At 69.6% G+C, this 23,144-nt stretch carries 17 protein-coding genes; 14 read left to right on the top strand and 3 right to left on the bottom strand.

Annotation, left to right across the window (positions count from 1 at the left end; genetic code table 11):
* Window positions 1-146: 146 nt before the first annotated feature.
* The 8 genes from glf to FHT37_RS09470 all read left to right on the top strand — a co-directional run bounded on the left by glf (window position 147) and on the right by FHT37_RS09470 (window position 12,155).
* Entirely contained in the window at window positions 147-1,250 is a 1,104-nt protein-coding gene (gene glf, locus FHT37_RS09435) for a UDP-galactopyranose mutase (RefSeq protein ID WP_409072695.1), read from the top strand.
* Window positions 1,251-1,256: 6 nt separating this feature from the next.
* On the top strand, window positions 1,257-2,141 hold the full coding sequence (locus FHT37_RS09440) for a hypothetical protein (protein ID WP_091733202.1): 885 nt from the start codon (window positions 1,257-1,259) through the stop codon (window positions 2,139-2,141).
* Between the two features lie 129 nt (window positions 2,142-2,270).
* Window positions 2,271-4,202 carry a lipid A export permease/ATP-binding protein MsbA gene (gene msbA / locus FHT37_RS09445; protein WP_091733199.1) on the top strand — a complete coding sequence of 644 codons (1,932 nt, stop codon included), beginning with the start codon at window positions 2,271-2,273 and terminating at the stop codon, window positions 4,200-4,202.
* Window positions 4,203-4,312: 110 nt separating this feature from the next.
* Window positions 4,313-5,263 carry an intradiol ring-cleavage dioxygenase gene (locus FHT37_RS09450; protein WP_254783569.1) on the top strand — a complete coding sequence of 317 codons (951 nt, stop codon included), beginning with the start codon at window positions 4,313-4,315 and terminating at the stop codon, window positions 5,261-5,263.
* A gap of 11 nt (window positions 5,264-5,274) precedes the next feature.
* Window positions 5,275-6,066 (top strand): response regulator, encoded by a 792-nt coding sequence (locus FHT37_RS09455; protein ID WP_255489527.1) that lies wholly within the window; start codon window positions 5,275-5,277, stop codon window positions 6,064-6,066.
* A complete protein-coding gene (locus FHT37_RS09460) occupies window positions 6,063-7,364 on the top strand; it encodes an ATP-binding protein (RefSeq protein WP_221210988.1) in 1,302 nt (433 codons plus the stop codon). The genes FHT37_RS09455 and FHT37_RS09460 overlap by 4 nt, the downstream gene beginning before the upstream one ends.
* 124 nt (window positions 7,365-7,488) lie before the next feature.
* The gene (locus tag FHT37_RS09465; protein WP_183480432.1) at window positions 7,489-11,538 is read left to right on the top strand and encodes a patatin-like phospholipase family protein; all 4,050 of its coding nucleotides are present in this window, start codon (window positions 7,489-7,491) and stop codon (window positions 11,536-11,538) included.
* Complete coding sequence (locus FHT37_RS09470; protein ID WP_183480434.1) at window positions 11,535-12,155, top strand: hypothetical protein; 621 nt, start codon at window positions 11,535-11,537, stop codon at window positions 12,153-12,155. The genes FHT37_RS09465 and FHT37_RS09470 overlap by 4 nt, the downstream gene beginning before the upstream one ends.
* 6 nt (window positions 12,156-12,161) lie before the next feature.
* On the opposite strand, the gene FHT37_RS09475 is transcribed toward FHT37_RS09470, so the two are convergent.
* The 3 genes from FHT37_RS09475 to dnaE form a co-directional block, all read right to left on the bottom strand.
* Window positions 12,162-13,460 carry a patatin-like phospholipase family protein gene (locus tag FHT37_RS09475; protein WP_183480436.1) on the bottom strand — a complete coding sequence of 433 codons (1,299 nt, stop codon included), beginning with the start codon at window positions 13,458-13,460 and terminating at the stop codon, window positions 12,162-12,164.
* 149 nt (window positions 13,461-13,609) lie between these two features.
* Window positions 13,610-13,930, bottom strand: coding sequence for a helix-turn-helix domain-containing protein (locus FHT37_RS09480; protein ID WP_091733184.1), 321 nt, complete (start codon window positions 13,928-13,930; stop codon window positions 13,610-13,612).
* A 78-nt stretch (window positions 13,931-14,008) separates the two neighbouring features.
* Window positions 14,009-17,575: a DNA polymerase III subunit alpha gene (gene dnaE, locus FHT37_RS09485; protein ID WP_147240192.1), complete on the bottom strand. Its 3,567-nt coding sequence runs from the start codon at window positions 17,573-17,575 to the stop codon at window positions 14,009-14,011.
* A 65-nt stretch (window positions 17,576-17,640) separates the two neighbouring features.
* On the opposite strand from dnaE, the gene FHT37_RS09490 reads away from it, so the two are divergent.
* From FHT37_RS09490 to FHT37_RS09515, 6 genes are all read left to right on the top strand, one after another.
* A complete protein-coding gene (locus FHT37_RS09490; protein ID WP_255489528.1) occupies window positions 17,641-18,702 on the top strand; it encodes a peptidylprolyl isomerase in 1,062 nt (353 codons plus the stop codon).
* 89 nt (window positions 18,703-18,791) lie between these two features.
* Window positions 18,792-19,583: a sulfurtransferase gene (locus FHT37_RS09495; protein ID WP_183480438.1), complete on the top strand. Its 792-nt coding sequence runs from the start codon at window positions 18,792-18,794 to the stop codon at window positions 19,581-19,583.
* Window positions 19,580-20,554, top strand: coding sequence for an alpha/beta fold hydrolase (locus tag FHT37_RS09500; RefSeq protein ID WP_183480440.1), 975 nt, complete (start codon window positions 19,580-19,582; stop codon window positions 20,552-20,554). The genes FHT37_RS09495 and FHT37_RS09500 overlap by 4 nt, the downstream gene beginning before the upstream one ends.
* A 139-nt stretch (window positions 20,555-20,693) precedes the next feature.
* Window positions 20,694-21,500, top strand: a complete 807-nt coding sequence (locus tag FHT37_RS09505) for an ABC transporter substrate-binding protein (protein WP_091733175.1) — start codon at window positions 20,694-20,696, stop codon at window positions 21,498-21,500.
* Window positions 21,501-21,624: 124 nt separating this feature from the next.
* A complete protein-coding gene (locus FHT37_RS09510) occupies window positions 21,625-22,317 on the top strand; it encodes an ABC transporter permease (RefSeq protein WP_091733171.1) in 693 nt (230 codons plus the stop codon).
* Between the two features lie 58 nt (window positions 22,318-22,375).
* Complete coding sequence (locus tag FHT37_RS09515) at window positions 22,376-23,062, top strand: ABC transporter permease (protein WP_091733164.1); 687 nt, start codon at window positions 22,376-22,378, stop codon at window positions 23,060-23,062.
* The last annotated feature ends 82 nt before the right edge of the window (window positions 23,063-23,144 follow it).

Consider the following 23,144-nt stretch of genomic DNA (forward strand, 5'->3'; position numbering starts at 1 on the left):
AGTCCTCGGTCCAGAGTGAATTCCGAGCGCTGCGGAGGAGAGCGAGAATCCCGCCCCAAAACTGGGTTGTTCCGAGTTCCCGCACCGTCCGACGCGGCCACAATCCGCGCATATCCAGAAGCAGGAGACGGCCGCGAGGCCGAACCATGAAGACTGATTACCTCATCGTCGGCGCCGGCTTCGCCGGTTCGGTTTGCGCGCGCGTACTGGCCGATGCTGGCAAGACCGTCCACCTGATCGACAAGCGGCCGCACATTGGCGGCAATGCCTACGACGAACGCGATGCCCACGGCGTGCTGATCCACCCGTACGGTCCGCACATTTTTCACACGAACGCGAAGAAGGTCTTCGAGTTCCTGTCCCGTTTCACCACCTGGCGCTTCTACGAGCACCGGGTGCTGGCGAAGGTCGGCGAGCAGCTGCTGCCGATCCCGATCAACCGCACGACGATCAACCAGCTCTACGGCCTGTCGCTGACCGAGGACGAGGTGCAGGGCTACCTGGAGACGGTGCGCGAGCCGCGCGACCCGATCCAGACCAGCGAGGACGTGGTGCTGAACAGTGTCGGCCGCGACCTGTGCGACAAGTTCTTCCGGGGCTACACGAAGAAGCAGTGGGGGCTGGACCTCTCGCAGCTCTCGGCCGGCGTGGCGGCGCGCATCCCGACGCGCAGCAACGACGACGACCGCTACTTCGGCGACACCTTCCAGTTCATGCCGGCGGATGGTTACACCGCGATGTTCGAGCGCCTGCTGGATCATCCGGCCATCACGGTCCGCACCGGCGTGGACTTCCAGGATGTTCGCGGCGACTTCCCCGGCGCGCACATCGTCTACACCGGCCCGATCGATGCATTTTTCGATCACTGCCACGGCCCGCTGCCCTACCGCAGCCTGCGCTTCGACCATGAGCACCTGCCCACCACCGCGCAGGTGCAGCCGGTGGGCACGGTCAACTATCCCAACGACCACGATTACACCCGGATCACGGAGTTCAAGCATCTGACCGGCGAGACGCATGCCGGCACGTCGATCGTGCGCGAGTACCCGCAGGCCGAAGGCGACCCGTACTACCCGGTGCCGCGGCCCGAGAACGAGGCGCTCTACAAGCGCTACGCCGAGATGGCGGACAAGGCCGAGGGCGTCACCTTCGTCGGCCGCCTGGCGCAGTATCGCTACTACAACATGGACCAGATCGTCGCCGCCGCGCTGAAGACGGCGCAGGACCTGCTGGAACCGCCGCAGGCCTGAAGACGGATGAGCTTGTATTCCGAAGACCGGCCGCGCGACGCGGTCCGGCGTCCCCTCGTGCTGGTGTCCTGGGATGGCGTCAGCCTGCCGCTGGGCCTGATGCACCTGGACGCCACACCCGAGTTCGACTGGGTCCTGTTCGACTACACCGGCCGCCAGGCGCCGGGCCCGCGTGAGTTGCGCGGGCAGGCGGTCACCGTGCTCGCCGCGGCGACCGAGTGCAAGGGGGAGATCTTCAAGCACCTCGCCGACCATCTGGCCGCCACCATCGCCGACGTCGAACCCAATGTCGGGAATGGCCCCTGGCCCGAGTACGTGGGCATCATCGACGATGACATCCTGCTCTCGGTCGCGCAGATCAACACCGCGCTGCACCTGGGCCGGTGCGAGCGGCTGGACGTGTTCTCGCCCTCGCTGAGCCACGACAGCCCCTACTCCCATCACTGGATGCGGCATCAGCCGCACCGCATCTACCGCGAGGTGGATTGGGTCGAGGTGATGATGCCGTTCTACCGCGGCGATCTGTTCATGGCCGCGCGCGCGCATTACCAGGACAACATCTCGTCCTGGGGGCTGGACCGCTTCATGATCCCGACGCTCCAGCAGCTGCGCGGCCAGACGCGCACCGCGTTGCTGGACGCGGTGATGGCCAGCCATCGCCGCCCGGTGACCAGCGGGGGGAAGGTGTACCGCAACGGCCGCACCGCCTGGGAGGAGCGGCAGATCCTGCGCCAGGCCAGCCTGGACCTGATCGCCCGCGAAGCCCCCCAGTTGGTGGACACCGCCTGGTACCACCGCAGCTTCGTGCGCCGGGAGACCCCCAACAGGTGGGTGCGGTGGAAACGCCGCATCGCCCGGGTGGTGGCGGACTGGCTCGACGACTGCCGCTGAGCCCCCTCGCGGGCGCGCCGGCCCCATCGGGGCGGCCCGGGACGACCCGGGACTCCGGCACAATCGCCGCTTCCTCCTTCGATCCCCTTGGCCTGAGCCGGTGCCTCGCACCCGGCGCCGGCCTGCGCCATGACCGATCAAGCCTCCGCCAAAGACACCGAACCGCTCGGCCCCACCGCGAGCCGCCTCTGGCGCTTCATGAAGCCGCACCGCTGGGGCCTGCTGCTGTCGGTCATCGCCTTCGTCCTGGTGGCGTCGACCGAGCCGCTGATCCCCAAGCTGCTGGGTTATGCGCTCGGCGAGGGCTTCAACGCCAAGTCCACGAACGTCGCCGGTTTCTCGATCCCGGGCGGCGCGCCGGCCGCGTCCGCGCCGGCGGTGGCGCCTGCCGCTTCAACCACCGCCGCCGCATCGATCGCATCGTCGGCCGGCGTGGTCGCGCCGTCCGCGTCCGCGGCGTCGTCGCCGTCGCGGCCCTCGCTGGCCGAGGTCAACCGGAACTACAGCTTCCCGATCTGGATGGTGCCCATCGTGCTGATCGGCCTGTTCGCCGTCCGCGGGCTGTTCACCTTCTGCGGCCAGTACATGCTGAACTGGACGATCTCGCGCACGGTGATGGACATCCGCACCGCGCTGCTGCAGGTGCTGCTGCGCGCGGATGCGCGCGTCTACACCAGCCTTCAACCCGCCACCGCGGTCACCAAGGTCGTCAACGATCCGCAGCATGTCGTCACCCTGATCGCCGGCGCGCTGATCACCATCCTGCGCGACGGCCTGCCGGCGCTGGCGCTGATGGGATTCCTGTTCTTCATCAACTGGAAGCTGACCCTGCTCTCGCTTATCACCGTGCCAGGTCTGGCCTTCGTGGTGCGCAAGGTCAACCGGCGCGTGCGGCGCATGGGCAGCTGGGCCTATGACGCGCAGCTGCGGCTGGTCTCGGTGATCGAGGACGTCACCCGCGCCTGGCGCGTGGTGCGCAGCTTCGACGCGGCCGACTACGAGCGCCGCCGCTTCGCCGAGCGCGCCCGCGAGGTGCAGCGCAGCACGCTGAAGACGGCGGCCTCCAACGCCATGGCGCAGCCGCTGTCGCAGCTGATGGCCAGCGTGGGCATCTCGATCATCGTCAGCCTGGCGCTGTACCAGTCGCGGGTGAACGGCACCGGCGTGGGCGAGTTTGCGTCCTTCGTCGCCGCGCTGCTCTTCATGAGCTCGCGGCTGCGCCACCTCAGCGACGTGATGCAGCCCATCACCAACGCGCTGGTCGTGGCACGCGGCTGCATGGGCCTGCTGGACACGCCGCCCGAGCCCGACACCGGCACCCGCGAGCTGCGCGACGTGCGCGGCGACATCGCGCTGCAGCAGGTCACGCTGCGTTATCCCGGCGCCAACCGCGACGCGCTCGCGGCCATGGACCTGCACATCCCGGCCGGCCGCACGACGGCGCTGGTCGGCAGCTCGGGCGCGGGCAAGAGCTCGGTGGTGAACCTGCTGCTGGGCTTCGAGCGTCCGGACAGCGGCCGCATCCTGCTGGACGACGTGCCGATCGACGAGCTGACCAAAGCCAACCTGCGGCGCCAGTTCGCGGTGGTGTCGCAGGACATCGTGCTGTTCGACCTCTCCATCGCGGACAACATCGCCTACGCGCAGGAGCGCGACGACGCCAAGCTCGAGCAGGTGCTGCGCGCGGCGGCGCTGTGGGACTTCGTGCAGTCGCTGCCCGAGGGACTGGACACGACGGTAGGCGCCAACGGCAGCAAGCTGTCGGGCGGCCAGAGACAGCGCCTGGCGATCGCGCGGGCGCTCTACAAGGACGCGCCGGTGTGGATCTTCGACGAGGCGACCTCCGCGCTCGACACCGAGAGCGAGCGCGCCGTGCAGCAGGCGCTGGAGCAGTGGCAGGGTCGCAAGACGCTGATCGTGATCGCGCATCGGCTGTCGACGATCCGCCGCGCCGATTGCATCCAGGTGCTGGCCGACGGCCAGGTGGTCGAGTCCGGCGACCACGACGCGCTGATGGCCCGGGACGGCGTCTACGCCGGCATGGTGAAGGTGCAGCACTGAAGGCTGCGGGGCCCTGCCTGTTTCACTGCTTGTCGGCCTTGACACAAAGACGATAAGCGCCGGACAAGACGCCTCGATCCAATGCGGGTCATCCACTTCCGGAGCCCCGCATGCAGCCTCATCGCCACACTCCCGCCCACGACCACTCGCACTCGCACTCGCACGAATACGAGGGCGGCCACGACCATGACCAGGGCCTGGCGCACGACCTCGCCGTGCTGCAGCAGCGCCGCCGCGCCCTGGGCCTGCTCGCCGGCCTCGCCGGGATCGGCGGCCTGTCGCTGATCGGATGCGGCGGGGGCGGCTCCGACGCCGGCACCAGCACCGTGAGCACCGGCAGCACCGGCAGCACCGGATCCACGGGATCGACGGGTTCCACCGGATCCACGGGCAGCACCGGCACCACCGGCAGCTGCTCGGTCATCCCGGAGGAGACCGCCGGCCCCTACCCCGGCGACGGCTCCAACAGCAACGGCAGCGGCGTGACCAACGCGCTGGCGCTCAGCGGCATCGTGCGCAGCGACATCCGCAGCAGCATCGGCACCGCCAGCGGCACGGCCGGCGGCGTGCCGCTGACGCTGACGATCGACCTGGTCAACACCAACAGCAGCTGCGCCGACCTCTCGGGCTACGCGATCTACCTGTGGCACTGCGACCGCGAGGGCCGCTACTCGCTGTACAGCGCGAGCATCGTCAACGAGAACTACCTGCGCGGCGTGCAAAGCACCGGCAGCGACGGCACGGTCACCTTCACGACCATCTTCCCTGGCTGCTACGACGGCCGCATGCCCCACATGCATTTCGAGGTCTATCCGAGCGCCAGCGCGGCCACCTCCTACGCCAACAAGATCAAGACCTCGCAGATCGCGTTCCCCACCGACGTCTGCACGACGGTCTACAGCACCGCGTCCGGCTACAGCAGCAGCCTGACCAACTTCAACCGGATCAGCTTCTCGACGGACAACGTCTTCAGCGACGGCTACACCACGCAGCTGGCCACGCTGAGCGGCGACGTCACCAACGGCTACACCGCGACGCTGACGGTGGGCATCTCGGTCTGAGGGCGCGGCCCATGCAGCTCCCCGCAGACGACGGGACGCGCGGTGTATCGTCCATGGCTCAGGCCGGCATGCCGCCGGCCGCGGTCGTGGAGGCGCGCATGACGCGGTGTCTGGTGGTCGACGACGACGCGGAGATCCGCCGCTCGCTCGACGCGTACTTGCAGAAGTTCAGCGTGACGGTGAGCGCCGCGGCCGACGGCCGCGAGATGCGCCGGCTGATGGCCATGCAGGTCTTCGACGTCGTCGTGCTGGACCTGATGCTGCCGGACGAGAACGGCCTGACGCTGTGCCAGTGGATCCAGCAGCACCACCCGTCGGTGCCGGTGATCATGCTGACGGCGCATGGCGACCCCATCAGCCGCGTGCTCGGGCTGGAGATGGGCGCGGACGACTATCTCGCCAAGCCTTTCGAGCCCCGCGAGCTGGTGGCCCGCATTCATGCGATCCGGCGTCGCGCGCGCCGCGGCGACCACGAGGCGCAGACGCGCCGCGAGTTCCGCTTCGAGGGCTGGGCCTTCGACCGGCTGCTGCGCCAGCTGGTGTCGCCGCAGCAGGTCGTGGTGCCGCTGTCCAGCGCGGAGTTCCGCATGCTGAGCGCGCTGGTCGAGCGTCCCGGCCGGGTGCTCAGCCGCGAGCAGTTGATCGAGCTGACGCGCGCGCCTGGCGTGGAGGTCAATGACCGCAGCGTGGACCTGACGATCTCCCGGCTGCGCCAGAAGCTGGGCGACTCGCCCAAGGAGCCGCGCCTGATCCGCACGATGCGCGGCGAGGGTTATCTCTTCGACGCCCAGGTGCAGGCTTGAGCGGCGCCCAGGCTCCAGGCGGGCCCAGCGGGCCCAGCGGGCCTGGCGGGCCTGGCGGCTTCGGCGGTCTGGGCCGCGCGATGCGGGAGCGGATCGGGCGCGCGCTCGGTGACACGCTGGCGCGGCGGATCTTCATCCTGCTGTGGGTGACGCTGGTGGCGGCGCAGGCGCTGGCGATCGGCGTGGTGACCTGGGTACGCGGCGACTTCAACGTGGCACGCATGCCGGGCGCGCCCACCCTACCCCCGATGCCGGGCCTGATGCATGACCCGAAGGGGCAGCCGCAGCAGCCTGGGCCTTCCGACCTCCATGAGCCGCCGTTGCCGGGCGACCTGCCGCCGCCGGCTGGCGAGCCGCGCGAGGTCGAGCACGAGCCGCCGCCGATGCCCAAGGGCCCGTGGCGAGGCCCGTTCAGAACACTCTCGGCATGGGAACTGACGCTGGATTACGGCATCCGCCTGCTGGTCACGGGCCTGGCGGCCTGGATCGCGTCGCGCTGGCTGGCGCGGCCGATGCGGGACCTGGTCCAAGCCTCGCAGGCGCTGGGCCAGTCACTGCACAAGCAGGAACCGCTGCCGCTGCTCGATGAGCGACGCGGCACGCTCGAGGTCCGCGAAAGCGCCCAGGTTTTCAACGCGATGGCGCGGCAGCTGCGGCGCCAGTTCAACGAGCGCGGCCTGATGGTGGCGGCGATCTCGCACGACCTGCGCACGCCGCTGACGCGGCTGCGGATGCGGCTGGAGACGCTGGACATCGAGGAGCTGCAGCGTCAGCGCTCGGTCGAGGACATCCGCGAGATGAATGCGCTGGTGGACGCGGTGATGGAGCTGTTCCGCGGCGATGGGCCGGGCGCGGCCGAGCCGCTGCAAGACGTGGACCTGGGCGCACTGGCGCAGGCGCTGACGGACGACCTGGTCGAACAGGCGATGCCGGTGAGTTTCGAGGGCGGTGACGCGCAGGTGCTGGCCAAGGGCCAGCCGATGGCGCTGCGGCGGGTGCTGGGCAACCTGATCGGCAACGCGGTGCGCTACGGCGGCCGCGCCGAGGTTCAGGTGGGTCGCGACGCGCAAGGGCCGTGGCTGCGCGTGACGGATGCGGGGCCGGGCATCCCGCCCGACCAGCTGGAAGCGGTGTTCGAGCCCTTCTACCGGCTGGAGGAGTCTCGCAACCGCCACACGGGCGGCGCGGGGCTGGGGCTCTACATCGCGCGTGAATTGACGCTGCGGCAGCGCGGCTCGCTGGTGCTGAGCAACCGGCCCGAGGGTGGGTTGACAGCGGAATTGCGGTTGACCGCCTGACGCGAACGAGGGACAGCCGCAGTCCCTGGCTCATCCCCAAGGTTGCGGACGGCTCGGAATCAACCCGGATGCCGGCGGGCAAGCGGCGCGGGACATTGGCGGTACGAGCCAATGGGAGGCCGCCATGACCGCAGCAGCACCGCCCCCGCCCGAAGCACCGCCCCCGGTGCCAGACGGGTCCGAACGCCAGACGCTGGCACAGCCATGGCCGCGGCGCGACGACGAGGTCCTGATCGCCGAGGCCATGGCGCTGCTGCCCCCGCTGCGACCGCGTCTGCAGGCCCTGATCCGCCGGATCGAGGTCCCGCCCCCCTGGGACGACGAAGCGCAGCGGCAACGATGGAAGCAGGACCATCCCCGAGTCCCTGTCAGCTCGGACTGGGCGACTTACGAGCGGTGGCGCAAGGCGCTGATCGATGCCCGCCTGAAGTGGCTCCGCGCCTGGATCCATCGCCTGGGCGAGGATGAGGCTCCGGCGGCGCTCTGCCTGTCGGGCGGCGGCATCCGCAGCGCGACCTTCAGCCTGGGCGTGATCCAGGGGCTCGCCGCCAAAGGCGTCATGCGGGACTTCCACTACCTGTCCTCCGTTTCCGGCGGCGGGTACATCACCAGCCTGCTGTCGGCCTGGATCCGCAACGAGGCCCTGCTGCGCCAGGCCGACGCCGCCGGCATGAGCCTGGCCGACTACATGAATGCCGGCATGGGCTCCCGGGCGCCGATCCAGACCGAGGGGCCGGCGCTCAGCGATGCGCGGGCGGCGGTGCTCGACACCCTGGGCCGGGTCGGCGACGCCCAGTCGGAAGAGCCCCAACCGGTGCGGCGCCTGCGCGCCTTCAGCAGCTACCTGAGTCCGATGCGGGGCGTGTCCGCCGACTTCCTCACGCTGCTGGCGATCTACGCGCGCAACCTGACGCTCAACTGGATGGTGTGGATCCCCGCGCTGTTGGGCGTGCTGCTGTTGCCGCGCCTCTACCTCGCCTGGCTTCAGGCGGGGCTGCCGGGCGACGGCTGGCGTCAGGCCATGATGTGGGCCGCCTGGCTGCTGATCGTCTGGACCATCGCCTACATGGCGTCGGACCTGCCGGCGCCACCGCCCAAGCGCAAGCCGCGATCGCCGGTCCAGCACCTGCAGGCCGGCGCGCCGCCGGCCTCCTCCGGCGCAGCGGCCGCGCGCACGGAGGAGCGGCTCAAGGGGCCGCCCCCGGACAGGCCGGACGACACCTGGCAGATGGTGCTGCCGCCGTTCGCCGCCGCGTTGCTGCTGACCTGCCTGATCGGCTGGGAGGTCCGCGACCCCGCGGGCAGGCCCGTCTGGTCGATCTGGCTGCCGGGGTGGGCGCGCCAGGCGCTCGCCGCCGTCACGCCCGACCCCGAATGGCAGGTCACGCTGCTCGGCTTCGTGCTGGGCGCCTTCACTCAAGGCGCCGCGTCACTGCTGGGCGGACTCGTGCTGCGCAAGGCGCGGGCGCGGGAGCCGGGGACGCGTCCGGCGGATGGCTGGGCCTTCATCGCCGTCACCGTCGCGGGCGGCGGCACCGGCGCGGCGCTGTATTGGGTCATCCGCTGGCTGATCACCTTCTCCCCGCCGCCCGAGGCGCTGCCGTGGCAACCCGTCGAGATCGGCCTGGCCCCGCACGACCTGCGTCTGCTGGCGCTCTGGGGCGTGCCGCTGTTGATGACCCTGTTCTGGGTGGGCGTCACCGTCTATGCCGGATGGCGGCGCCCCGTCGGCCTGGAGGATGAACGCGAGTGGTGGGCGCGTGCCGCGGCGCGCTGGATGTTGCCGTCCGCCTGCTGGATCCTCGGCGTCGGACTCGTGTTCTACCTGCCCAGCCAGATGCTCGCGCTGTTCAAGCTGCAGGGCGGACAGGCGGCGGCCTTCGGCGCCGGGACGGGGGTGCTCGGGCTGTTGCTCGCGACCATCGGGTTCATCAGCAAACAAGGGCCCGCCTGGCGCCAGAAGGCCGAGTCGTTCGCCGACAAGACCGGCATGCGCATCGCCGACCTGCTCTCCATCGTCTTCATCGTGCTGTTCCTGACCGGCCTGTCGTACGCGATCACGGCCATGATGCGACTGCATGAGCCCTACCTGAAGGCGCAAGAGGCGCGGCTCGGCGTCGATGTGCAGGCGCCCGCCTTCTCGCGCATGGTCTGCGCGAAGCTCAAGGCGCAGGATCCCGAGACACGTTTCAGCCTGGGCTCAAGCTGCCGGCCGCTCGACTGCGGCCACGCCGGCAAGCGCTGCGCCCCCTGGACGGACGAAGCCGCCCACTTCTACACCGCCTCCCTCCTGACGACGATCGACCCGCTGCCGCTCGTCGGGGCGCTGCTCGTGGCCGCCCTCCTGGCGCTCGGCACGTCCTACCGCATCGGCGTCAACGCGTTCTCGCTTCACAGCCTCTACGGCAACCGGCTCGTGCGGGCCTACCTGGCGGCCAGCCGTCGCGACGAGGATCGCCGGCCTCACTGGTTCACCGGTTTCGATCCGCAGGACAACCTGCCCATCCACGAAACCTGGCCCGAGAAGCATGCCGAGCGGGACGCCCGCCCGCGGCTGATGCACATCGTCAACGTGGCCCTGAACCTCGTGAAGCCGACGGGCAGTCGCCTGGAGTGGCAGGACCGCAAAGCCGTCGCCTTCACCATCTCCCCGCTCTACTCGGGCAGCAGGACCACCGGCTACATCCCGTCCAAGCACTACCTCCAGACGCCTCACATCGACGGCATCAGCCTGGGATGCGCGATGACCGTCTCGGGCGCGGCGGCGTCGCCGAACATGGGCTATCACAGCTCGGTGCCGCTCGCGCTCGTGATGACGCTGTTCAATGTCCGGCTGGGCATCTGGTCCCCCAACCCGATGCGCGCGAGTTCCCCGAAGTGGCCCCAGGAACGTTCGGAACCGGCGCTGGGCCTGTCGACGATGATCGATGAGGCCTGGGGCAACACTTCCGCCGAGACGGCCTTCGTCAACCTGTCGGACGGCGGGCATTTCGACAACACCGGCCTGTACGAGATGGTGCGGCGCCGGGTCCGTCACATCGTCGTCGTGGATGCCGGCGCGGACCCCGACTACCAATACGACGACCTGCTCTCGACGGTCCGCCGCATCCGCATCGACCTGGGCATCGGCATCGAGTTCACCACCAACATGCCGGGGCCGCTGGAGCGGCAACGGTCCGGCGCGGCGGTGGCGCGGGCGCGGATCCGATATGGCCAGGCCGATGCGGCCGCGCCGGACGGCACGCTGCTGCTGATCAAGCCCGCGCTGGTGCACGACGATCCGCGCGGTCCATGGTTGCCGCTCGATGTCCGTCGCTATGCCGAGGAGAGCCGGCGCGGCAACCAGCGCTTTCCGCAGCAACCGACCTCGGACCAGTTCTTCGACGAGTCCCAGTTCGAGAGCTATCGCATGCTGGGCTTGCACACCGTGCTGGCGGCGTACGGTCCGCCCCCCGGATCGGCCGCACCCGCCACCGCTGGATCGCCGCTTCCAGGCTTCGGGGGACTGTCGCGGGCCATCGAATCGGTCGCCGTGGCGCCGCCCGCGCCACCGCGCCCGGAAGGAGAAGGCGGAAAACCGGCCCAGGCGGCGGAATCGGCGCTGAGCAAGTTGCTCGGCAGTCTCAGCGACAACGCGCAGATGGTGGCCGCCGGCACGCTGGTGAGCGTCGTCACGGTCACTGGCGTCTCGTCGGTCGGGTCGTCCGCGCCGCCCGCCGCCCCGCCTCCGGCGCCGCCGCCGGCAACAACGGTCGCGCCTCCGACGCCGCCGGTGGGGAACGGCGACGTCAACCTCTCCCTGGCGGAATTCGTCTCGCAGATCAGGAACGCCTCCAGTTCGGCCCAGACCTTCACGCTCGAGGTGGTCGCTGCCGCTTCCGCGGCCAGCGGCGTCGGTCGACGAGACGGCACGCTGACCGTCAAGCTCGACACCGCCGACGTCGAGCGGCTGAAGCAGGCCGCCAACGCCAGCGCCGCCGCCGCGACCAGCGCGAACTCGGCCGCCGGTCGCGCCGACAGCGCCGCGACGCAAGCCGCTTCGGCGGCGGACAGCGCGGCCACGGCCAGCAAGACGATGAGCGGCATGGCCGCTGACATCGCCGCCATCAGGCGCAGCGTCACCCAGGTACCACCGCGATCCAACGTGCGCGGCGGCGAAGGAGCCCGGCCATGACGCGGCCGTCCGCGGCGAGGAGAGCGCTCGGAGTCTGGATGACGGCGTGCCTGGTCGGCTGCGCGCCGATGCCCAAGCTCAGCGCCAACTGGTACACGGTCGTCGACCCCGAAACGGATCCGGCACGCCAGGCGGAAACCCGGCAGGACGGCTCGACCGAGATGCCGACGCGGGAGGTGACACGCCTCCTCCTGGCGATCCTGAACCAGGAGCGCACCATCGTGACCTTGAAGGACATCGTGATCAATCCGATCGTCGACGACCAGGGGAACACCGTGGACGGCCTGGGCCTGACGGGCCCGGATCCCATTGCCATCGAACCCGGGCAGATGCTGCTGCTGGAGATTCATCGGAACCCGCCCCGCGAGACCTCGACAGCCCTCAAGCCGGTGGCGCCGCCCTCGTCCGATCTCCGCACCTGGAAATGCGCCATTCCGACCCGCGTGCAGATGACCGCCGCGTTCGTGAAACGTTGGGACTGGGCGCATTACCGGGTGGATGAGCACCGCTCGACCCTGGAGCTGTCCAATCCGATGCCGTCGGCGTTGCCCTACGACTGGCAGCATTGCTGGAATCCGGAGCGCGCGATGCGGAGCTCTCCGCCCGCGAGGCCCTGATCCCGTTCACGCCACCAGGCGCGGCGGCCCCGGCGGATTCGGCGGCATCTGCAGCGCGAAGCCGCCGGCGCGCTTGCGCATCGTCGCCGGATCGACCTGCGGCGCCTGCGCCGGCCAGTCGAAGAACTTCTGGATCTCGCTGCGCCGCGCCAGCGTGTCGGCCATGCCCAGCGTGATCAGCTCGCTGGTGTATTCCGGCTCGAAGAGCAGGTAGCTGGCCAGCGCCGAGCCGCTCGCCGAAGCGCCCTCCCCGGACACGCCGATGCCTCTCAGCAACCCGCGGATCGGCGGCGGCAGCGCGCCCTGGTGCTCGGCCGCCAGGCTGTCCAGCGGCCGGCTCGGCGCGATGACCAGGGCCTCGATCGGCTTGAGCGGCGTGTTGCGCAGCGCTTCCTCCGGCAGCAGCGCCAGCGTGCTGTTGATGCGCTTGAGCCGTTCGATGTCCACGGCCAGCGCGTCCAGGAAGATGTTGGACAGCGCATGCCCGGCGATCTGCGCCAGGCTCGGATGCCCGGTCGGCGTCGGGCCGTGCTGGCCCTCGCCACCGGCCTCGTGCATGCGGCCTGCCCCGATCACCAGCACCTTCTCCGCGCCCAGGTGCACGGCCGGCGAGATCGGCGCCGTCTGCCGCATCGAGCCGTCGCCGAACCATTCGACCGCGCCGGCCAGGTCCAGCGGCTCCGCCGGGAAGATGAACGGGATCGCCGACGACGCGACCAGGTGCTCGATCGACAGCCGCGGGATGCGCGTGGCGATGCGCTGCGTGCGCACCCAGGGCTCGCGCTGCTGGTGGGTCTGGTAGAAGGTGACGTGGTGGCCCGAGGTGTAGCTGGACCCGGTCACGGCCAGCGCGTCGATGTAGCCCTTGGCCAGCATGTCGTCCAGCCGGTCCATCTTGATCCACTGGCCGAGCAGGCCGCGCAGCGGCGTGTTGTCGAGCAGGCTGCGCGGGCGCGTGCGGCGCCAGCGGTTCAGCGCCCAGCCCAGCGACACCATCGTCAGCCACTTCGCGCCGGAGCGGATGACGCCCAGCGAGTCCGCGGCATAGACCTGGTCGACGTGGATGTTCTGCCAGATGTACATCAGGCCGTCGACGGCGGAGCAGAAGTCGTCCGCCTGGCAGGCGAGCGTGGCGGCGTTGATCGCGCCGGCGGAGGTGCCGGCGATCACCTGGAAGGGGTTGTCGCCGGTGGTGCAGGCGTCGCGCCGGAGCTGCGCGATGGCCGCGAGCACGCCGACCTGATAGGCCGCGCGAGCCCCCCCTCCCGTAAGGATGAGGCCGGTCTTGGGCTTGGCATCCTGCATGAGGCGCAGCTTACGCCGGGCAGGACGGTGGGGTGTCGCCGGTTTACCCGGCAAATGGGGGATGGCCAACAGCCGGGATCGCGAGCGATCCCGGGATCAACGACGCCGGCCGACGCGGCGCGGCTTCAGATCCGGCTTGGACGCAGCGCTCATCGAGGTTTCCTCTTTGCGTGCACCGTCCGCGGAACGGTGTCCGCCATCAGCTCGGCCAATTCCTTGTCGGAGCCCAGGTTGGACAGCGTGTCGAAGGTGCCCTCCAGGCCCAGGGCCCACAGGACCATCAGCACGGAGCCGATCTGCACCGTGGGCGCGCCCCGTTCCACCGCCGACAGGGTGCTGAGGCCGATGCCTGCCTTCGCGGCCAGATCGGGTTGCGTGATCCGACGCGCCCGCCGGGCCAGTGAAATCCGCTCACCGAGATCGACCAGCGAGTCCTCGACGATGAACGGCAGGGTCTTGATACTCTTCATAAAGCAAGATTTTTAGCCAAAAAACCTTGCCATAGCAACTTTTTAACTTTCTACGGCCTTGACGACGGTCAGCGGCGATCAACCGCCTTCCGAGTAAACGATCTCCGCCGGCTTGAGCTGCTCCAGCGCCTCGTCGCTGGGCCAGAACTTGCCCGCGCCGCCCAGGCCCAGTTCCGCCGTCGCGCCCGCGCGCTTGATCGGGATGCGCAGCTCCAGGCCCTGGCTCAGCACACCCTGCTCCGTCTCCACCCGCTTGGCGGGCCAGCTCTTGACCAGCTCCAGCACCGTCGCCGCCGGCAGGTTGGGCGCCGTGCGCAGGTAGCGCCCGAAGCGCGCCCGCGCCGCCGCCAGGCTGAACACCTGCTGCACGTTCATCCGCAGCCCGCCCGAGAAGCGGTCGTTCTGCACCTTGCCCACCGCGATGATCAGTTCATCCTCGGCCAGCAGCTCCTTGTTGGCGTTGAGCAGCTCCTCGTTGGCCACCGCCTCGATCGCATCGGTCTTGTCGTCGATCTTGAAGATCGCCACCCGGCCGCGCGAGCCGTTGATCACCCGCATGTCGGACACGATGCCCGCCACCGTCGTCGGCTCGCGGCTGTCCTGCAGGTCGACGATCCGGCGCTTGACCATCTTTCGCAGCTCGGTCTCCGCCTGGTCGAACAGGTGGCCCGACAGGTAGAAGCCGATCGCCGTCTTCTCCAGGCTCAGCCGCTCCTTGATGCCCCACGGCGGCACGTCGACGAACTCGGGCTCCGCCGTCGAGGAACCATGCGTGCCGTCGAAGTCGAACAGCCCCCCCTGGTTGGCGTTCTGCGCCAGGTTGTCCGCGTAGGTGTAGCCCAGCGCCACGCTGGCCAGCAGCCGCGCGCGGTCGGGATGCAGCGCATCGAAGGCGCCGGCCTTGATCAGCGCCTCCACCACCCGCTTGTTGACCGCCTTGCGGTCGACCCGCGCGCAGAAGTCGAAGAAGCTGGTGAAGGGCCCGCCCTCGGTGCGGGCGCGAACGATCGCCTCGATCGCGCCGGCGCCGGTGCCCTTGATCGCCCCCAGGCTGTAGTTGATCTTGCGCGCACGCGGCGTGACGCCCGGCTTGGCGCCCTCCTTCGGCGGCGTGCGCACCGTGCCCTCGTCCGCGCCCATCGGCTCGAAACGCCCCACGCCCAGGTTGATGTTGGGCGGCTCGAACTCGATGCCGAACAGCTTGGCGTCGTTCATGAGCACCTTGAGCTTGTCCGTGTCGTCCGATTCGATCGTCATGTTCGCGGCGAAGAACTCCGCCGTGAAATGGACCTTCAGCCAGCCGGTGTGATACGCCAGCAGCGAGTACGCAGCCGCGTGCGACTTGTTGAAGCCGTAACCCGCGAACTTCTCCATCAGGTCGAAGACCTCGTCGGCCTTGTCCTGATCGATGCCCTTCTCGGCCGCGCCCTTGCGGAACAGCTCGCGGTGCATGGCCATCTCTTCGGCCTTCTTCTTGCCCATCGCGCGGCGCAGCATGTCCGCGCCGCCGAGCGAGTAGCCGCCCAGCACCTGGGCGGTCTGCATCACCTGCTCCTGGTAGACCATGATCCCGTAGGTCTCGGACAGCACCGGCTCCACCAGCGGATGCGGGTACTCGACCACCTCCTTGCCGTGCTTGCGCGCGACGAAGCTGGGGATCAGGTCCATCGGGCCCGGGCGGTACAGCGCGTTCAGCGCGATCAGGTCCTCCAGGCGCGAGGGCTTGGCGTCCTTCAGCATGCGCTGCATGCCGCTCGATTCAAACTGGAACACCGACTCGGTCAGGCCGTCGGAGAACAGCTTGTAGGTCCGCTTGTCGTCCAGCGGGATGGTCTCGAAGGCGAAGTCCTTGTGCTCGGGATAGCGCGCGACGATGAAGTCCTTGGCCAGCTCGAGGATGGTCAGCGTCGCCAAGCCCAGGAAGTCGAACTTGACCAGGCCGATGGCCTCGACGTCGTCCTTGTCGTACTGGCTCACCGCCGAGGTCGAGCCCGGCTGCTGGTACTGCGGGCAGAAGTCGGTGATCTTGCCCGGCGCGATCAGCACGCCGCCGGCGTGCATGCCGATCGAGCGCACCGTGCCCTCCACGCGCGCCGCCATCTCCAGCAGGCCGGCCACTTCCTCGTCCTGCGCCTCGCGCTCCTCGATCTCGGGCGACTCGTGGCGCGCGTAGACCATCTTGGCCTTGTCCGGGTCGAAGTCCGGCGGAAGCTTGGCCAGCGTCACCGTCTTGCCCGGGGGCGCCGGCACCAGCTTGGCGATCGAGTCCACATGGCCGAAGCCCATGCCCAGCACCCGCCCGATGTCGCGCAGCGCGCCCTTGGCCGCCATCGTGCCGAAGGTCGCGATCTGGCTCACCGCCGGCCGGCCGTACTTGTCCTTGACGTACTCGATGACGCGGTCGCGGTTGCCCTGGCAGAAGTCGATGTCGAAGTCGGGCATCGAGACCCGCTCCGGGTTCAGGAAGCGCTCGAACAGCAGGTTGTACTGCAGCGGGTCCAGGTCGGTGATCAGCAGCACGTAGGCCACCAGCGAGCCGGCGCCGGAACCCCGGCCCGGCCCCACCGGGCAGCCGTTGTTCTTCGCCCAGCGGATGAAGTCGCCCACGATGAGGAAGTAGCCGGGGAAGCCCATCTTGATGATGGTCTCGAGCTCGAACTCCAGTCGGTCGACGTAGCGCTGGCGCACCGCCTCGCGCTTGGCGGGGTCGGGGTAGAGCAGGTTCAGCCGGTCCTCCAGGCCCTCGTAGGAGAGCATGCGGAAGTACTGCTCCATCGGCATCGGCGTGCCGTCGGCCTGGATCGGCGTCGGGAAGTTGGGCAGTTGCGGCTTGCCCAGCACCAGCGTCAGGCTGCAGCGCCGGGCGATCTCCACCGTGTTGGCGATCGCGCTGGGCAGGTCGGCGAAGAGCTTCTCCATCTCCGCCTGCGACTTGAAGTGCTGGCTCGGCAGGAAGCGCTTGACCCGCTTGGGATTGGCCAGCGTCTCGCCGTCGGCGATGCAGATGCGGGCCTCGTGCGCCTCGAAGTCGTCCTCGTTCAGGAACTGGATGGGATGCGTCGCCACCACCGGCAGCTTCGCCTTGGCGGCCAGCGGCACCAGTTGGCGCAGCAGCGCCTCCTGGCCGGGCAGCCCGGCGCGCTGCAGCTCGATGTAGAAGCGGCCCGGATAGATCGCAGCCAGGCGCCGGGCCCAGTCCAGGGCCTTGGCCTCGTCGCCGGCGATGAGCGCCTGGCCGACCGGTCCGAACTGCATGCCGCCCAGGCAGATCAGGCCCTCGTGGAGTTCCTGCATCCATTCCAGCTTCAACAGCGCCTGGTTGCGCTGCACGTTCTGGATCCAGGCGCGCGACAGCAGCTCGCTCAGGTTGAGGTAGCCCTGGAAGTTCTGCACCAGCAGCAGCACGCGGCTGGGCGGCTTGTCGGTGGCGTCCGGCTCCAGCCAGACCTCGGCCCCCAGCACCGGCTTGACGCCCTTCTTGCGGCAGGCGTTGTAGAACTTCACCCCACCGAACATGTTCGCGAGGTCGGTCAGTCCCAGGGCGACCTGGCCATCCTTGGCCGCCGCGCTGGCGGCGTCGTCGATGCGCAGGGTGCCGTCGACGACGGAGTACTCGGTATGGGTGCGGAGGTGAACGAAAGCCATCGGCGGATTGTAAGAAGGCTATGCTCGCCCCCCATCGAACACACGCGCGGAGCGCCCGCGGGACCATGAGCATGACGACCAGCATGACGATGCGCCTCTCGACCCCGCCCCGTCCCCGTTCACCTTTCCGATCCTGCGCGACCGCGCTGGCGGCGCTGGCGCTGTGCGCGCCGCTGATGGGGCTGGCCGCCACGGCCCCGGCCCAGCCGCCCAAGCCGGCGAAGCCGTCCCGCAGCAGCGCGGACATCCTCGCCACCGCGCCGGCGTCCGTCTGGCGCGACGTTGACCCGGACAACCTGCTGGTGATGACCCTGCCGCAGGGCCAGGTGTTCATCGAACTGGCGCCGCGCTTCGCCCCCGCGCATGTGGACAACATCCGGGCGCTGGCCCGCGGCGGCTACTACGACGGGCTGGCGATCGTGCGGGTCCAGGACAACTTCGTCACCCAATGGGGCGACCCCAACGCCGATGACGAGGACACCGGCATGAAGGGCAAGGGCAAGCCCTTCCCCGCGGGGGCGAAGGCCCACCTGCCGGCCGAGTTCTCGATCCCGCTCAAGGGGGTGCCGATGACGGTGCTGCCGGACGTCGACGGCTGGGCGCCGCGGGTCGGCCAGGTGGACGGCTTCGCCGCGGCGGCGGATCCCAAGGCCGGCAAGGCCTGGCTGGCGCACTGCTACGGCAGCGTCGGCGCCGGCCGCGGCAACGCGGCCGACTCCAGCACCGGCGCGGAGCTCTATGCCGTCATCGGCCAGGCGCCGCGCGGGCTGGATCTGAACATCACGGTCGTGGGCCGCGTGCTCAAGGGCATGGAGTTCCTGTCCTCGCTGCCGCGCGGCGGCGCGGCGATGGGCTTCTACGACAAGCCCGAGCAGCGGCTGGGCATCGAGCGCGTGGCGCTGGCCGCGGCGCTGCCGGCCGAGCAGCGGCCCGCGCTGCAGGTGCTGCGCACCGACACGCCGACCTGGCAGGAGCTGCTCGACGCCCGCCGCCATCGGGGCGGCTGGTTCGTGCACAGCCCGGGCTACACCGACCTGTGCAGCGCCGCCGTCCCGGTGCGCGTCAAGCCGGCCGCCGGACCGGAGGTCAAGCTCAACGAGCCGAAGTCGCCCGAGAGTCGTCGCTGAGCGCATCCGCGCCCCCTGGGCGCGGTCGCCGGCCGCCCTACAATCGCGCGTTTTGCTGATCCTGCGCGGCCCCGCGCCGCCGCACCGGCATGAACGCTGCTGTCCCGCCTGAACCCCTGCCCGTCCTGAACATCTCCTGCTACCTGTTCGTCGCCATCGAGGCGCCGGATGCGTTGCGGGACACGCTGCACGAGCGCGCACGCACGCTCGACCTGAAGGGCACGGTGCTGATCGCCGAGGAAGGCATCAATCTGTTCCTGGCCGGGCCCGCCGAGGCGGTGCGGACCTGGGTCGGCGCGCTGCGTGCGGACCCGCGCTTCGCCGCGCTGGCGCCCAAGGAAAGCTGGAGCGACACGGTGCCGTTCCGCAAGCTGCTGGTGAAGGTCAAGCCGGAGATCATCCGGATGAACCATCCGACGATCCGTCCCGATCAGGCGCCGCGCGCGCCCGCGCTGCCGGCCGCCACGCTGCGCCGCTGGCTGGACCAGGGCCATGACGACGAAGGCCGCCCGGTGGTGACGCTGGACACGCGCAATGCCTTCGAGGTCGACGTCGGCGCCTTCGACGGCGCGATCGACTGGCGCATCGCCAAATTCAGCGAGTTCCCCGAGGCGGTCCAGGCCCACCGCGCCGAACTGGCCGGCAAGACCGTCGTCAGCTACTGCACCGGCGGCATCCGCTGCGAGAAAGCGGCGCTCTACCTCGAGCAGGACGCGCGCGCGCATGGCGTCGACGCGCGGATCTACCAGCTCGAGGGCGGCATCCTGAAGTACTTCGAGGAAGTGGGCGGCGCGCATTACCACGGCGACTGCTTCGTCTTCGACGAGCGCCGCGCCGTCGATCCCGAGCTGGCGGCCTCGCCCAAATCCGTCATCGAATGAGCGATCGCCCGACCTTCGGCGCCCGGCTAATGAAGCTGCTGGGGTTGGCCGTGCTGGCGACGGCGCTGCTCGCGATGGCCTTCCGCGCGCCGGACCGGCCGTTGGAAAGCCTGATCGCGCGCTGGGCGCCGCCGCCGTCGGACTTCCTCGAGCTGAAGCTGCCGGGCGGCCAACTCCAGCTGGTCCATTTCCGCGACGAGGGTCCCCGCTCCGACACCACCCCCATCGTGCTGCTGCACGGCACCGCCGCGAGCCTGCACACCTGGGAGGGATGGGTGAAGTCGCTGAGCGCGACGCGCCGCGTCATCACGCTCGACCTGCCGGGCTTCGGCCTGACCGGTCCCTCTCCTCTAGGCGACTACAGCGACGACGCCTATGGCTCGTTCCTGTGGTCCTTCTTCCAGCAGTTGCAGATCAGCCGCATGGTGCTCGGCGGCAACTCGATGGGCGGCGGCCTCGCCTGGCAGTACGCGGCCCGGCATCCGGAACAGGTCGCGGCCCTGGTGCTGGTCGACGCCGGCGGGCTCGACCTGCCCAGTGCCTCGGTGCCGGCCGGCTTCCGGCTGCCGGACTCGCGGCTGCTGCACTGGCTGGCCGGCGTGTTCCTGCCCCGGCCGCTGGTGGACCGCAGCGTGCGCGAGGTCTATGGCGATCCCTCCAAGGTCGATGCGGCGCTGGTGGACCGCTACTTCGAGCTGACGCTGCGCGAAGGCAACCGCGAGGCGCTGACGCAACGCCTGGCACAGCGCACGCCCGGCCGCCACGTCGAGCTGCTGGCGCGCATCCAAGCGCCGACGCTGATCCTGTGGGGCGGCCGGGACCGCCTGATCCCGCCGGTGGCGGCCACTCGCCTGCATGAGGCCATCGCGCACAGCACCGTGCAGGTCTTCCCCGGACTGGGGCATGTCCCCCAGGAGGAGGACCCCGCGTCCACCGTCCAGGCCGTTCACACGTTTTTGCACTCTCCTTAACCCTGATGGCCGCCACGCCTGCGGCATTGCAACAATCCCCCCCATTCCGGACCCGCCTCCCCCGAAGCGGGAGCGAGCCGCCCAAGAGGCGGAACCGGAAGTCCATTCCACGATTCCTGCTCAATCACAAGGAGCCTTCATGCAACGACGACAACTGATCGCCCGCGCCGCCCTGACCGCCTGCGCCCTGCTGGCCACCGCCGGTGCCGTGCACGCCCAGGCCCCTGACTGGAAGAAGATCCGCATCGGCGTCGAGGGCGCCTACCCCCCGTTCTCCGAAGTCGGCGCCGACGGCAAGCTCAAGGGCTTCGAGATCGACCTGGCCTACGCGCTGTGCGCCGAGATGAAGGCCGAGTGCACGCTGGTGCAGCAGGACTTCGACGGCCTGATCCCGGCGCTGCAGGCCCGCAAGGTCGACGCGATCATCGCCTCGGTGTCCATCACCGACGAACGCAAGAAGGTCATCGCCTTCTCCAACCCCTACTACAACACCCCGGCCCGCTTCACCGCCAAGGCCGACGCCAAGTTCGACTTCTCGCCCGCCGGCCTGAAGGGCAAGAAGATCGGCGTGCAGCGCGCGACCATCCATGAGAAGTTCGCGACCGACACCTTCAAGCAGAGCGAGATCGTCCGCTACGCCACGCAGGACCAGGCCTTCCTGGACCTGAAGTCGGGCCGCGTGGACCTGACGCTGGCCGACCTGGTCGCCGCCGACGTCGGCTTCCTGAAGACGCCCGCCGGCAAGGGCTACGCCTTCGTGGGCCCGAGCTACGACGACGTGAAGTACTTCGGCGTCGGCTCCGGCGTGGGCCTGCGCAAGGCGGACGAGAAGGTGCTGGGCAAGAAGTTCAACGACGCCATCGCCGCGGTGAAGGCCAACGGCACCTTCAAGAAGCTCAACGACAAGTACTTCGAGTACGACATCTCCGGCAAGACGGCCAAGTAAGCGGCCGGTCCGCCCCGGGAGGGTCCGCCCGCGCGGCCCCTCCCCCGGGCGCCGGGACCCGGCCGCGCCGGGTCCCCGCCCCACGCCTGCCCCCACTCCCCGCGAACGATAGCGATCCCCACCGATGAACCTGCACGGTTACCTGCCCAGCCTGCTCGAGGGCGCCTTGCTGACCCTGGGCGTGGCCCTGAGCTCGATGGCGCTGGCCATGGTGCTGGGGCTGCTCGGCGCGATGGCCAAGCTGTCGAAGTACCGCGTCGCCAAGGGCGTCGCGACCGTCTACACGACGCTGATCCGCGGCGTGCCCGACCTGGTGCTGATGCTGCTGATCTTCTTCGGAGGCCAGGTCGCGGTGAACGCGATCGCGCTGCAGCTCGGCCACGAGGAGTACATCGACATCAACCCGTTCGTGGCCGGCGTGGCGACGATCGCGTTCATCTTCGGCGCCTACCTGACCGAGGCCTTCCGCGGCGCCTTCCTGGCCGTGCCGCCGGGACAGCGCGAGGCCGGCCTGGCCTTCGGCATGAGCCCGGCCCAGGTCGCCTGGCGCATCACCTTCCCGCAGATGTTCCGGCACGCGTTGCCGGGCCTGTCCAACAACTGGCTGGTGCTGATCAAGAGCACCGCCATCGTGTCGGTCATCGGGCTGCACGACCTCATGATGCGGGGCTCGCAGGCCGCCGCCGGCACGCGCGAGCCCTTCGTGTTCTACCTCGCGGTGGCGCTGATCTACCTGCTCTTCACCTCGGTGTCCGAACTGGTCTTCGACCAGCTGCAGAAGCGCCTGTCCACCGGCGTGCGCCGCCACTCGCTGTGAGCGCGACCCGCCGCCCGCGCCGTCACGCCCCCGCCCGACCCGACCGAACGATTTCCCCATGAACCTGGACGCCATCGTCGAGAACCTCCCGCGCTACCTCGAGGGCGCGGTCGTCACCTTCGAGCTGCTCATCGTCTCGCTGCTGATCGGCCTGGCCCTGGCCATCCCGCTGGCGGTGCTGCGCACCCTGCCGATCAAGTGGCTGTCGCGCACGGTCTGGGCCTACACCTACGTGTTCCGCGGCACGCCGATGCTGGTGCAGCTGTTCCTGATCTATTACGGCCTGGGCCAGTTCGAGTGGATGCAGCGCAGCGCGCTGTGGCCGCTGTTCAGCTCGGCCTGGTTCTGCGCCTGCCTGACCTTCGTGCTGAACACCGGCGCGTACACGACGGAGATCATCGCCGGCTCGATCCGCTCGCTGCCGCACGGCGAGATCGAGGCCGCCAAGTCGCTGGGCATGAGCCGCTGGGTGATGCTGCGCCGCATCGTGCTGCCGCACGCGCTGCGCCGCGCGCTGCCGGCCTACAGCAACGAGGTGATCTTCATGCTGCACGGCACCGCGCTCGCGAGCGTGGTGACCATCATGGACGTCACGGGCATCGCCCGCGACATCAATGCCACCTACTACATTCCGTTCGAGGCCTTCATCACCGCCGCGCTCTTCTACTTCACGATGACGCTGGTGCTGGTGGGGCTGTTCCACCAGGCGGAGAAGCGCTGGCTCAAGCCCCTCATGCCGCGCTGACCCGCGCTGACCCCGCGCTGACGCTTCTCGCCCCGCCCCCGCCCCGCTTCCCCATTTCCAGCGCGCCGCCTCCCCGCGGCCC

It is taken from the genome of Mitsuaria sp. BK037, from assembly GCF_014193045.1.
Taxonomy (GTDB): domain Bacteria; phylum Pseudomonadota; class Gammaproteobacteria; order Burkholderiales; family Burkholderiaceae_C; genus Roseateles.

What these genes read in the sequence shown, in the direction of transcription:
- glf (WP_409072695.1), top strand. Translation starts at nt 147, where the DNA reads ATGAAGACTGATTACCTCATCGTCGGCGCCGGCTTCGCCGGTTCGGTT.
- FHT37_RS09440 (WP_091733202.1), top strand. Translation starts at nt 1,257, where the DNA reads ATGAGCTTGTATTCCGAAGACCGGCCGCGCGACGCGGTCCGGCGTCCC.
- msbA (WP_091733199.1), top strand. Translation starts at nt 2,271, where the DNA reads ATGACCGATCAAGCCTCCGCCAAAGACACCGAACCGCTCGGCCCCACC.
- FHT37_RS09450 (WP_254783569.1), top strand. Translation starts at nt 4,313, where the DNA reads ATGCAGCCTCATCGCCACACTCCCGCCCACGACCACTCGCACTCGCAC.
- FHT37_RS09455 (WP_255489527.1), top strand. Translation starts at nt 5,275, where the DNA reads ATGCAGCTCCCCGCAGACGACGGGACGCGCGGTGTATCGTCCATGGCT.
- FHT37_RS09465 (WP_183480432.1), top strand. Translation starts at nt 7,489, where the DNA reads ATGACCGCAGCAGCACCGCCCCCGCCCGAAGCACCGCCCCCGGTGCCA.
- FHT37_RS09470 (WP_183480434.1), top strand. Translation starts at nt 11,535, where the DNA reads ATGACGCGGCCGTCCGCGGCGAGGAGAGCGCTCGGAGTCTGGATGACG.
- FHT37_RS09475 (WP_183480436.1), bottom strand. Translation starts at nt 13,460, where the DNA reads ATGCAGGATGCCAAGCCCAAGACCGGCCTCATCCTTACGGGAGGGGGG.
- FHT37_RS09480 (WP_091733184.1), bottom strand. Translation starts at nt 13,930, where the DNA reads ATGAAGAGTATCAAGACCCTGCCGTTCATCGTCGAGGACTCGCTGGTC.
- dnaE (WP_147240192.1), bottom strand. Translation starts at nt 17,575, where the DNA reads ATGGCTTTCGTTCACCTCCGCACCCATACCGAGTACTCCGTCGTCGAC.
- FHT37_RS09490 (WP_255489528.1), top strand. Translation starts at nt 17,641, where the DNA reads ATGAGCATGACGACCAGCATGACGATGCGCCTCTCGACCCCGCCCCGT.
- FHT37_RS09495 (WP_183480438.1), top strand. Translation starts at nt 18,792, where the DNA reads ATGAACGCTGCTGTCCCGCCTGAACCCCTGCCCGTCCTGAACATCTCC.
- FHT37_RS09500 (WP_183480440.1), top strand. Translation starts at nt 19,580, where the DNA reads ATGAGCGATCGCCCGACCTTCGGCGCCCGGCTAATGAAGCTGCTGGGG.
- FHT37_RS09505 (WP_091733175.1), top strand. Translation starts at nt 20,694, where the DNA reads ATGCAACGACGACAACTGATCGCCCGCGCCGCCCTGACCGCCTGCGCC.
- FHT37_RS09510 (WP_091733171.1), top strand. Translation starts at nt 21,625, where the DNA reads ATGAACCTGCACGGTTACCTGCCCAGCCTGCTCGAGGGCGCCTTGCTG.
- FHT37_RS09515 (WP_091733164.1), top strand. Translation starts at nt 22,376, where the DNA reads ATGAACCTGGACGCCATCGTCGAGAACCTCCCGCGCTACCTCGAGGGC.